Origin of the sequence: Henriciella barbarensis, from assembly GCF_003576345.1 — a bacterium.
GTDB classification, from domain to species: domain Bacteria; phylum Pseudomonadota; class Alphaproteobacteria; order Caulobacterales; family Hyphomonadaceae; genus Henriciella; species Henriciella barbarensis.
In genome coordinates, this window is sequence record NZ_QWGB01000005.1 from 231926 (window position 1) to 243855 (window position 11930).

The window sequence follows — 11930 nt, forward strand, 5'->3', positions numbered from 1 at the left end:
ATGAAGCGTTCGCTTTCATTAACCCGCGCTACATGCGCTCGGGCGCTTCGATGCCGAGAATGGAAAGCCCGGCCTCAAGCTGCTTGAGCACGGCTTCGCATAGCCCAAGGCGTGAGGCCCTGAGGTCCGCATCGTTTTCGTTCGCAATCGGATGCGCAGCGTAAAGGGCACTAAACGCCTGCGCGAGCGAATAGACATGCTCACACAGAATGTGCGGCTGGCGTTTAGCATGAGATTGCTCAAGCGCATTCGCAAACCCGTCGAGCGCAAGTACCAGTGCGCGTTCGGTATCGCTCTCAATGCGGATTTCACCTGGCGCGTGGCCGGCATCTTTCGCCCGGCGAAGCAGCGATTTGATGCGCACGGTCGCATAGAGAAGGTATGGGCCTGTCTTGCCTTCGAAGCTGGTAAACCGCTCAAGGTCGAAGACATAATTGGTCGTGCGCACATTCTGCAGGTCGGCAAAGCGCAGCGCAGCGCGGGCAACGAGCGCCGCGATCCTTGCGCGTTCGTCTTCCCCTATGTCACCCGAAAGGCCTGCCTCACCAATCCGCTTTTCAGCCTCTTCCAGCGCCATGCGGTTGAGATCTGCGAGGCGAAGCACGCCGCCCTCGCGTGTCTTGAATGGCTTGCCGTCCGTGCCGTTCACCGTGCCGAAGCCGATATGCTCCATCCGGTCTTCATCCATGAGCCCTGCCAGGTCGGCGGCGCGGAAGACCTGTTCGAAGTGGAGTGCCTGGCGCTGGTCGACGACATAGAGCATCCGGTCCGGATGCAGGGTCTCAACCCGGTCAACGACTGTCGCAAGGTCGGTCGCGTGATAGCCAGTGCCGCCGCGCGAATTGATGACCATGAAGGGCGGCATCTCTTTCTTGTCGCTCTCGCGAGCGACGTCGATGATCCATGCCCCGTCATCCATCTTGGCGAGTCCCTTCTCCTTAAGGTCCTCAACCATACCCGGAATGAGCTGGTCGACATCGCTCTCGCCTTTCCAGAGATCGAACTCGACCCCAAGGAATGCGTAATCGATCTTCAGCGCCTCGACAGAGACATTGATGAAGTGGCGCAGCAGGGCACGGTAGCCGGGGTGGCCTGCCTGCATCTCTGCCACGGCGAGCTGGCTCGCCTCATTGCGGAGAGGATCAGCCTTCGCCTTGGCCGAGGCCTGCGGATAGAGGCGGCCAAGATCCTCAATCGTGACCGGCGGCTCTTCGGGATAGGGTCCGGAAAAGTCAGGGCGGAAATAGATGAGATCGGGCTGTTCGGCGAGCAGCTCTGTAATGAGGTGGCCCATCTGGAGGCCCCAGTCGCCAAGATGCGCATCACCTGTCACATCGTCGCCCAGGAAACGGAAAAGGCGGCAGAGTGTGTCACCGATGACCGCAGAGCGTAGATGGCCGACATGCATCGGCTTTGCCACGTTAGGGCCGCCAAAATCGAAGATGACCTTCTCAGGAGACGCAACGGCGCCGCCGCCCGCCTTGTCGTCGGCGCGGACCGCTTCGGCCTGCCTGGACAGGGCAGCGGAGGTTACCTTGATGTTCAGGAAGCCGGGACCTGCAACATCGACGCGCTCAATCGCATCGTCAACTTGCACTTTCCCGGCAATGGTCGCGGCCAGATCGCGCGGCACGAGTCCCCTCGATTTTGCAGCGCCCATGCAGCCATTGCACTGGAAGTCGGCAAGCTCTGGCCGGTCCGAACGGCGCACAGCGCCCCAGCGGCTTTCAAAGCCCTCAGCTTCAAATGCCTGTTCGAAAACCTTCGACAGGTGCGTAACGAGATCCATCATGGCCGTTTCCGGAAAAATTTAGTGTCAGCTGCCGGCGTCGAGGCGGAAGCGGCGGCCTTCACGGTTGAAGGCGAGCTGCTCATCAGTGAGGTCGAAGCCAACGATGACCTCAAAGTTCGAGCCCGAGATGGTTTCATCAGCGCGCGGCACCAGAATGTCCTGAACGACTTCGCGGCGGCCGTCGATCGTGTTTCCGGCGAAGTTTGCGTCGACCGTGAAGTATTGCTTGGCCAGAACCTTGGAGCTGCGGCGCGTCACCGCGACCCAGTAACGATAGGTATGGCGGTTCGAGTCCGCCTGCGGGCCCTTGCCGAAAGCAAAGTCGATCTCGACCTCTGCGCGCATCGGCTGGTCGTCCAGATAGCGGCAGACGAGATCGACGCCGGTGATTTCACCCGTATAGGTGATTTCGTGGAAGGAGTTGGTGTCCCCGGAAAACTCAACAATGCGCGAGGCATCATAAAGCGCGGCGACAGGCGGGCACGGGCCCGCATTCTGACGCGAATCCAGCGCCCGCGTGAGAGGGTTGCTTCCGCAAGCCGCGAGCATAAGTCCGGCAGCAAGTACAGCTAGAACGCGCATAATCATGCCTTGTGGTCTTGGCCTCGCGGGCGAGGCTGTCCATGTAAGTGATGCAGTGTTACCGGGCACCAGCAAATGGCGCAACGCCCCATCTGCGTCGTGTGCAGGAGGATTTATATGGACCGCCAAAAACTGCAGATCAGACTCGCCGCCCCGCGCGGCTTCTGTGCAGGCGTCGACAGGGCCATCCAGATTGTCGAGGAAGCTCTCGGCAAATGGGGCGCGCCTGTCTATGTGCGCCATGAAATCGTGCACAATCAGCATGTCGTCTCGCGGCTCGAATCGCTCGGCGCTGTCTTTGTCGAAGAACTGGATGAATGCCCGCCCGACCGTCCGGTCGTATTTTCAGCGCATGGCGTGCCCAAGGCCGTGCCGGCCGAGGCAGAGCGGCGCAACATGGTGTATGTCGATGCAACATGCCCGCTGGTCTCCAAGGTTCACGTCGAGGCCGAACGTCACCACAGGGCTGGCAAGGAAATCGTGCTGATCGGCCATGCGGGACACCCCGAAGTCATCGGCACGATGGGACAGCTTCCAGACGGCGCCATCAGCCTGATCGAAACAGAAGAAGACGCGCAGACGTTTGAGCCCAAAGACCCTGCCAACACCGCCTTTGTCACCCAGACGACCCTGTCGGTCGATGACACGGCCAGCATTGTCGCCATTCTGCAGGACCGCTTCCCGGGCATCGCGACCCCCCACAAGGAAGACATCTGCTATGCCACGACCAACCGTCAGGAAGCAGTGAAGGCAATGGCAAAAGGATGTGACCTCTTCCTCGTTATCGGCGCTGAGACCTCCTCAAACTCCAAGCGGCTCGTTGAGGTTGCCCTGCGGGCCGGGGCGAAGGATTCGCGCCTTGTGGCCAGCGCAGCCGATGTTGACTGGGACTGGTTTGGAGGCGTCGGAACACTTGGCCTGACGGCGGGCGCGTCGGCGCCAGAGGACCTCGTCCAGGGCCTCATCGCCGCCTGCCGCGCCCGCTTCGATATCGAGGTCGAGCACGTCACGACAGCGAAAGAGACAGTGACCTTCAAACTCCCGCGCGTGCTGGCCGCCGAAGTCTAGGGCTTGCGACTCTCGCCCGCGCGCGTAGAACCCGCGCCATAAGCGCGAGAGAGGCCCCAAATGATTGAACGCTATGCCCGCCCCGAGATGACCGCGATCTGGTCGCCTGAAAGCAAGTACGGCATCTGGCTGGAGATCGAGACACTCGCCGCCGAAGCCATGGAAGAGCTGGGCCAGATCCCGGCAGGCACCTCAAAAGCTGTTCGCGACAAGGCAAACTTCGAAGTCGCCCGCATCGACGAGATCGAAGCAGAGGTAAAGCACGACGTCATCGCTTTCCTGACCAATGTCGCCGAACATGTCGGCGAACCGGCGCGTTTCCTTCACAAGGGCATGACATCATCCGACGTGCTCGACACCTGTCTCAATGTGCAGCTGGTACGCGCATCTGACCTGCTACTGACCGGCATGGACCGGGTTCTGGCGGCGCTGAAAAAGCGCGCCGAAGAGCACAAGTACACACCGAAGATTGGCCGCAGCCACGGCATCCACGCGGAGCCAACAACGTTCGGCGTCACGCTCGCCACCTTCTATGCAGAGTTCGCGCGTGGCCGGGAGCGCCTCGTCGCCGCGCGCAAGGAAGTCGCGACCTGCGCCATTTCCGGCGCTGTCGGCACGTTCGCCAATATCGACCCGCGCGTCGAGGAACATGTCGCAGAGAAGCTCGGCCTCGCCGCAGAGCCTGTCTCGACGCAGGTCATTCCGCGCGACCGCCATGCCGTGTTCTTCGCCACGCTTGGCGTGATCGCCTCATCGGTAGAGCGTCTTGCGACCGAGATCCGCCACCTGCAGCGCACTGAAGTCCTGGAAGCCGAGGAGTTCTTCTCCAAGGGCCAGAAAGGTTCGAGCGCCATGCCGCACAAGCGCAACCCGGTGCTAACAGAAAACCTGACGGGCCTCGCCCGCCTGATCCGCTCTGCGGTGACGCCTGCTCTCGAAAACGTCGCCCTCTGGCATGAGCGTGATATTTCCCACTCGTCGGTCGAGCGCGGCATTGGCCCGGATGCGACGATCCATATGGATTTCGCGCTGCACCGCCTTGCCGGCGTTGTCGAGAACCTGTTGATCTACCCAGACCGCATGATGTCCAACATGATGCGTCTCGGCGGCCTTCACAATTCACAACGCGTGCTGCTCGCCTTGGTCGAGGCCGGTGTCAGCCGTGAGGATTCCTACCGTCTCGTCCAGCGCAATGCGATGCGCACCTGGGCCGGTGAAGGGGCGTTCCTCGACTTTCTGAAAGCCGACGAAGAGGTCTCTTCGAAGCTGAGCGATGCTGAGCTCGAAGCGCTGTTCGATCTCGACTACCACTTCAAGCGCGTCGACCTGATCTTCGACCGGGTGTTCAACTAGGCCGCTAGCTTCACGCAACAGACAAAAAGCCCTCATCGGATGATGAGGGCTTTTTTTGGCTTACGTTTGTTCTGTATCCGCGGGCCCGCCGGGGCGCTCGGTCAGCTGCCAGGCCGACTTGTCGATATTGAGATCGCTAAACTTGTCCGGATCGAAGATCGGCACTTTCACACCGGCTTTCCGCTGAGCGTCAAAGTCTCTCATGATCCGCAAGCCGATCGGGAAGAGCAGAGCGACCGCGAACAGGTTCACCATCGCCAGAAGGCCCATGGTAACGTCGCTGAAGCTCAGAACGTCGGCAAGCTGGATCGTCGAACCAAGCAGCACAAAGCCGATTACCATGAAGCGGTAGACATAGACCGCGATCATGTTGTCCGGGATGTAATAGTCGACCGCGTTCTCACCGAGATAGTAGGAGTACATGATCGACGAGAAGGCGAAGAGAAACAGCGCGAAGGCGATGAAATACTCTGCCCAACCGCCAACGTGATCAGCGAGCGCGAGCTGGGTCAGCACGCCCTGAACATCGTCATCCACACCGATATAAGACTGGGCGGAAAGGATGATGATCAGCGCCGTCACCGTGCACATGATGATCGTGTCGATGAAGACGGAGAGCGACTGGACCATGCCTTGCTGGGCGGGGTGTTCGACATAAGCCGCCGCGGCCACATTTGGTGCAGAACCGAGGCCGGCTTCATTAGAGAAAAGCCCACGATTGACACCCATCATGATTGCCCCGCCAATGCCGCCCGCAACCGCTTCATTGAAGCCAAAGGCGCTCACCACGATGGTTGAGAGCGCGCCCGGGATCTGCGGAATGTGCGTCAGCAACACATAAAGGCCGATCAGCGCATAGAAGACAGCCATGACCGGCACAATGATTTCGGCAACGCTGGCGATCCGGCGCACGCCGCCAAAGATCACAAGACTGACCACGACGCCAAGACCGATACCCGACCAGAGACGCGGCGCGCCGAAAGCTGAATCAATCGAGCTTGTGGTTGCGAAACTCTGGAAGCAGATGAACGCAAAGCCGAAAGTGACGAGCAGAAGCAGCGAATAGACAAAGCCGAGAACAGGGCCCGCCTTGCCAAGCTTTTTGCTGAGACCGTGTTTGATGTAATAGGCCGGCCCACCCCGGAAATCGCCATTCGGTTCTTTCTGCTTGTAGACCTGCGCGAGCGTACATTCGAAATAGCTGGTCGCCATGCCAACAAGGCCGACAATCCACATCCAGAAGATGGCGCCCGGTCCGCCTAGCGCAAGCGCAGCGGCCACACCGGCGATATTACCGCCGCCGACACGGCCTGCGACTGACAATGCCAGAGCCTGAAAGGATGACGGTTGGTCCGTTTCGTGCTGGAAGCCTTGTCCAAGGACGGAAAACATGGACCCGAAAAGCCTGAACTGTACCCCTCTGGACCAGATGGTAAAAATGAGACCCAGTGGAATGAGAACGGCAATGAGAATCTTGCCATTGATGAGGTCGTTCAGAAAATCCAGCATGCTCGCCCTGTTATCGTTATTACAGTCTCGTCATAGACAGCTGCGTCGCTTGTTACAAATGGCCAGCCCAGCGAAATTTATCGCTGCGTTTTTGTTCATCCCGGTCTGCACAAGTGCCGGGCAGGCCCCTGTCAAAGTGGTCAATCTGACAGCCGACTGGTGCGTGTCCTGCCGTGTCTTTGAACCAAAGCTCAGCCGTGCCCTGGAAAGTGTCACCGGCGAGCAAGTGGAACTGGTCACGATTGACCTGACGCATCTCCGGTCCGGGGCCGACAGCCGCCAGGCCACGATTGATGCGTCGAAGGCCCTGCTTCGATTTCATAAAGCCGATTATATCTGGGACTGGTATGGTGGCTACACAGGTATGGCGATCATGATCGCGTCTGACACGGGCGAACCAATTAGCTGTGTCGACAAGCGTCACAGCGTCGAGATGATCGAGAACCGGCTCGCGCTTGCGGAGGTGCTGGCCACGCGCGCCGCCCCCGGCCGCCGGCGGCCTGATGGCGCAGACTGCCCCGCGCCGCTGCGCTGATTTTGCAACGTATTGCGGGTGTCCGCATTTCTGACATTCATTCCGCCTTCACCCTGCCTAATTTAAAGCCATGATGCGCTGGCAATCTCGCCCGCTACTTCGAGGGAAGGACCTACTTGGCCGGCAAATCGAACTTCGGATCGCCAGGGGATCGCCCGCCGACCTATGACGGTCGCGAGCGCAGTTCCGGACGCGGCTTTCTTGCAGGCCGCCCGATCCTGACATGGGGTCTGGTGATCGCCTTCGCCCTTATGGTCATCACCCTGCTGGCGGGCTGGATCTATGTACAGAGCCTCTATCGCGGGATACCAAGCCTACCCACAACAGAACAGCTCTGGGCAAAGGGACGCGAACAGGCCATCGAGTTTGTTGACCGCGACGGCGACACGATCGCCATTCGCGGCCCCCGCTATGGCCGTGCCGTACGCGTCGAGGAGTTGCCGCCGCACGTTGCACAAGCCTTCATCGCGGCCGAAGACAAACGTTTTTACGAACATAATGGCGCCGATACGCAGGCCATCATCCGGGCGGCCTGGGCAAACTTCACCTCTGGCGAAACCGTGTCCGGCGCGTCCACGATTACCCAACAGCTGATCAAGAACCTCGTCCTGACCCCGGAACAGACGCTTCGCAGGAAGGCGCAGGAAGTACGCCTCGCCCGCGAACTCGAAGAGCGTCTGTCCAAGGATGAGATCCTCGAGCTTTATCTCAACCGTATCTATTTCGGTGCTGGCTTCTACGGCCTTGGTGCCGCCTCCAGGTTCTATTTCGGCAAGGCACCTGAAGACCTGACCGTCGGCGAAGCATCGCTGCTCGCCACGCTGCCACAGGCCCCGTCGCGTCTCGCCCTGACAAACAACATGCCGGACGCAAAACAGCGTCAGGGCTATGTCCTGCGTGAAATGGTGGCCGGTGGCTTCCTGACAGAATCGCAAGCGGCCCGTGCTGGTAGCGAAGAGGTGGAACTAGCAGAGCCGCCCGCCCGCGACCCGCAGTTTGGCTATGCCCTCGACACCGCTACGGAACGGGTCAATGAGATCCTGCCCAGCCTTCCGGGCGACCTTGTCGTAACGCTTACCATTGATGCCAGCCTTCAGGCCCGGATCAATGACGCCTTCGACAAGCGCATGGAGGAAGAAGGCGCCAGCCAGAATGCTGGCCAGGCCGCTGGTATTCTCATGGACGAAAAAGGCCGCATCCTCGCCATGTATGGCGGGGTCGATTACACCGAGAACCAGTTCAACCGGGCCACGCAGGCACGCCGACAGCCGGGGTCTTCCTTCAAACCATTCGTGTTCGCCGCCGCCATCCGGCAAGGGCTGACGCCTTACGATGTGCGCCGCGACCAGCCGACCACGATCGATGGCTGGTCGCCGCAGAACTATTCGCGCAACTATGCCGGGCCGATGACGCTGACCGAAGCGCTTCAGGATTCAGTCAACACAATCGCCGCGCAGCTTGGCCAGGAAATCGGTGAGGAGAATATCATCTCTCTCATCAAATCGTTGGGCGTAAGCGGTGAATTCCAGCCCTTTCCATCGATCGCACTCGGCAGCCAGGGGATGAGCCTTCGCGACCTGGTGCGCGCCTATGGCGCCTTCATGACTGGTGGCACGCGCGTGGATCCCCACATTATCGAGCGCATTTCAAACTCGCGGGGCGATGTTCTTTATGAGCGTCCTGCCTATGATCCACAGCGGGTAATGAACCAACGTGATGCTGAAACCATGGTGGCCATGATGGAACGCGTCATCACCGATGGGACCGGCAAACGCGCCCAGCTCGACGGTTGGCAGACGGCGGGCAAGACCGGGACCAGTCAGGATTGGCGCGATGCGTGGTTTGTCGGTTTTTCGGCAGCAAGGCTCGGCGGTGTCTGGGTCGGTAATGACGACGACACACCGATGAGCCGTGTCACAGGCGGGGGCCTTCCGGCAACGCTCTGGCACGACATGATGGTGATCGCTCACGATGAGCTCGAACCCAAGCCGTTGGCAGGTGCGGGCTCGCTGGTGACGCTGTCGCCCCAGACGCGCCGGCGGATCGCTTTCTACCGCGATGTCGGCGCGGCCTTCTCGGCAACGCAGTAGCGTCTAGTCGATCTGCAGCGGCGCAAAACTGTCAGCCTGCGCCATGGCCCATTCACGCGCGAGATGTGTGTCCTCCGCGCCGGAGATCAGCACGCCGGGCTCCAGCAGATTGTAGGCGCGGTGGGCGGGCTGCGCGACGTCCTGGGTCACCCTGTGCATGATGTGGCGCGGCGTCAGTTCTCCTGGATGTTCGCAGCCGGCAGCGCCCACCACTTCCATCAGGGCCCTGATCGTATTGCGGTGAAAATTGTGGACGCGCTCGGCCTTGTCAGGAATGACGAGCCCGCGCTGGCGCCCGGCATCGGTTGTGGCGATGCCTGTCGGGCAGCTATTGTTGTGGCAGTTGAGCGACTGGATACACCCCAGCGAGAACATGAAGCCGCGCGCGGTATTGATCCAGTCGGCTCCGAGCGCCATCGAAGCCGCCATCGAAAACGCCGAAATCTGCTTGCCGCTCGCCGCGATGCAGACGTGCTGTTTGAGGTCACAACCCACCAGTGCATTGCGAACAAGCACGAGGCCTTGTCGCAGTGGCGCACCGATATGGTCCATGAATTCTGCTGGCGCAGCGCCGGTGCCACCTTCTGCGCCGTCGACCACGACGAAATCAGGCATGATGCCCGTCTGCCTCATCGCCTTGCACAGGGCGAGCACTTCCCAGCGATTGCCGACGCAGAGTTTGATCCCGACAGGCTTGCCGCCCGACAGCTCACGTAGCTGCGCGATGAAGTCCATCATCTGCTTCGGCGTCGAGAAAGCGGTATGCGCGGCAGGCGAATAACAGGTCTCGCCAATTGGGATACCGCGCGCCTCGGCGATTTCTGCGGTGACCTTGTTGCCCGGAAGCACGCCGCCATGCCCCGGTTTTGCACCCTGGCTGAGCTTGATCTCGATCATCTTGACCTGATCGCTCGCGGCGACGTCGGCGAATTTGGCAGGGTCGAAGCTTCCATCGCTTGCGCGGCAACCGAAATAGCCTGAACCAAGCTCCCAGACGAGGTCGCCGCCGCCAGCGCGGTGGTATTTCGAGACGCCGCCTTCGCCGGTATCGTGATAGAAACCGCCCTTCGCTGCGCCGCGATTAAGCGCTTCGATCGCATGCGAGCCGAGCGAACCAAAACTCATCGCAGAGATATTAAGAACGCTCGCCTCATAGGGTTTGGCGGTGCCCGGCGCGCCAACCTTTACACGTGGGTCACCGCCTTTGGGATGACGTGCTGCAATGGAATGGGAGAGCCATTCATAGGGAGGAGAGTCGATATCGAGCTGGCTACCAAATGGCTCGACCGAAGAGACATCCTTCGCGCGGCGATAGACCATGGCGCGTTCTTCATGATTGAACGGACGGCCTTCGGTGTCGCTCTCCACAATGTAGGAACGGAAGAAGGGGCGCAGCTCTTCAGCAATCCAGCGGATGCGCGCCACAATCGGAAAATTGCGCCACAGCGTGTGCCGGGTCTGGAAAAAATCGTAAAGGCCGAGCGCTGAAAGCCCGCCCATCAGGATAACGCCAACCCAGAAGAGCACATTGACCGGGATCATGGCGCTGAAAAGCGCCAGCATCGCAAGCGAAGCGATCAAGGGAAGAAAACGATACACGCTGGCGCTCCTGCATCTGCGACGCGCATGGAGCTAGCACGTCATGATTTGAGATCAATCTCCCGCGATCCTGCCCCTGCAAGCTGCGAAGACCGGCCAGAATACAGCTGTATGGGGAACCTCACCACGCCGATCTTGTTTCCTGAACTATAGATCGAACGTAATTCCATGCACGCGTATCCGGACCATTCACATGTGCATGGATGATGGGCCGGAGCCTTATGGCTCCGGTCCATTTCTTATCTGGTTAGCACGATGCCCCTAATAACCGTTGAGCTTTGCGTAGCGGTCGCGGTGAAAGCTTGCTGAACCGAGCAGGGCTTCCTGAACGCGGGCCCGTTTCATGTAGAAGCCGGAATCATGGTCGTCAGTCATGCCGATGCCGCCATGCAGCTGTACGGTTTCATTCGACACCAGATGCACGGTCTCGCTTGCGCGAGCCTTCGCCAGGCTTGCAAGCTCAGCAATGTCGTTGCGCTGGCTATCTACAGCAGAAAGAGCCGCCGTAATGCAGGACGTGGTCAGTTCCAGCTCGGTGAACATCTTCGCGGCGCGGTGCTGCAGCGCCTGGAATGAGCCAATCAGCTGACCAAACTGTTTGCGGGTCTGCATGTACTCATGCGTCATCTCAAAGGCGGCGAGCGATGAACCCAGCATTTCGGCCGCAAGCGCGATCCGACCGCGATCGAGAACCGGCTCGAGCACGTCCATGCCCTTGTCAGCTGCGCCGAGCACATGGCTATCATCAACATGAACGCCGTCCAGTGTCAGATGCGCGGCGCCGTGACTGTCGACCGTGTTGAGCGCCTGAACCGTCAGGCCCTTTGCATCACGCGGCACGAGGAAAAGCGTCAGACCATGGCTGTCGCCGGCCTCACCAAAGGTGCGCGCCACGACAATAAACACGTCAGCATGGTGACCATCCTGAACGTACTTTTTCGCGCCGTTCAGCGTGTAACCTTGCCCGTCGCGTTCTGCCTCGGTGGCAACGCCTGCCGGGTTGTGGTGGCTGGTTTCATCGAGGGCGAGCGCGGTAGTGACCTCACCGGCCGCGATCTTAGGCAGCCACTCTTTCTTCTGGGCTTCTGTCCCGCCCAGCAGGATGGCGCTGGCGCCAATGCAAGCGGTCTGCAGAAGCGGCGTCGAGGCAAGCGTGCGGCCCTGGGCCTCCATGACCTGACCGAAAGCGGTCATGCTCATCTCCACGCCGTCATACTCCTCCGGGATCAGGACCCCGAAAAAGCCAAGCTCTGCCAGCTTCTGACGGGCCTCTGGATCAACACCATTCTTGCCAGCATCGCGAAGCGCGCGCAGGTGTTTCACGGGCAGCTCGTCACGGGTGAAGTTTACTGCGGTGTCGCGCAGCATTTCCTGGTCTTCAGTTAGTACGAAAGTCATCGGT

9 protein-coding genes are annotated in these 11930 nt (G+C 60.2%); 4 read left to right on the forward strand and 5 right to left on the reverse strand.

Going from position 1 to position 11930, the window contains the following annotated elements:
• Positions 1-28: 28 nt before the first annotated feature.
• On the reverse strand, positions 29-1792 hold the full coding sequence (argS, locus tag D1224_RS03935) for an arginine--tRNA ligase (RefSeq protein WP_119378614.1): 1764 nt from the start codon (positions 1790-1792) through the stop codon (positions 29-31).
• Between the two features lie 24 nt (positions 1793-1816).
• On the reverse strand, positions 1817-2380 hold the full coding sequence (locus tag D1224_RS03940) for a hypothetical protein (RefSeq protein ID WP_233350387.1): 564 nt from the start codon (positions 2378-2380) through the stop codon (positions 1817-1819).
• Positions 2381-2491: 111 nt separating this feature from the next.
• Between D1224_RS03940 and ispH the strand changes: the two genes are divergently transcribed.
• Both ispH and purB read left to right on the forward strand, forming a co-directional pair.
• On the forward strand, positions 2492-3442 hold the full coding sequence (gene ispH, locus D1224_RS03945) for a 4-hydroxy-3-methylbut-2-enyl diphosphate reductase (protein ID WP_119378615.1): 951 nt from the start codon (positions 2492-2494) through the stop codon (positions 3440-3442).
• Positions 3443-3502: 60 nt separating this feature from the next.
• A complete protein-coding gene (gene purB / locus D1224_RS03950; RefSeq protein ID WP_119378616.1) occupies positions 3503-4795 on the forward strand; it encodes an adenylosuccinate lyase in 1293 nt (430 codons plus the stop codon).
• Positions 4796-4855: 60 nt separating this feature from the next.
• Here the strand turns inward: purB and D1224_RS03955 are convergent, their stop codons facing one another.
• Positions 4856-6304, reverse strand: coding sequence for an alanine/glycine:cation symporter family protein (locus tag D1224_RS03955; RefSeq protein WP_119378617.1), 1449 nt, complete (start codon positions 6302-6304; stop codon positions 4856-4858).
• Between the two features lie 136 nt (positions 6305-6440).
• Here D1224_RS03955 and D1224_RS16435 point away from each other — a divergent pair, with 136 nt between their 5' ends.
• Together D1224_RS16435 and D1224_RS03965 are read left to right on the forward strand one after the other, a co-directional pair.
• Positions 6441-6839, forward strand: a complete 399-nt coding sequence (locus D1224_RS16435; protein WP_182482160.1) for a thioredoxin domain-containing protein — start codon at positions 6441-6443, stop codon at positions 6837-6839.
• Between the two features lie 116 nt (positions 6840-6955).
• Positions 6956-8929 (forward strand): transglycosylase domain-containing protein, encoded by a 1974-nt coding sequence (locus D1224_RS03965; RefSeq protein ID WP_119378618.1) that lies wholly within the window; start codon positions 6956-6958, stop codon positions 8927-8929.
• A 3-nt stretch (positions 8930-8932) separates the two neighbouring features.
• On the opposite strand, the gene D1224_RS03970 is transcribed toward D1224_RS03965, so the two are convergent.
• Complete coding sequence (locus D1224_RS03970) at positions 8933-10492, reverse strand: FMN-binding glutamate synthase family protein (protein ID WP_182482248.1); 1560 nt, start codon at positions 10490-10492, stop codon at positions 8933-8935.
• A gap of 297 nt (positions 10493-10789) precedes the next feature.
• Positions 10790-11926: an acyl-CoA dehydrogenase family protein gene (locus D1224_RS03975; protein ID WP_119378620.1), complete on the reverse strand. Its 1137-nt coding sequence runs from the start codon at positions 11924-11926 to the stop codon at positions 10790-10792.
• Positions 11927-11930 lie beyond the last annotated feature (4 nt).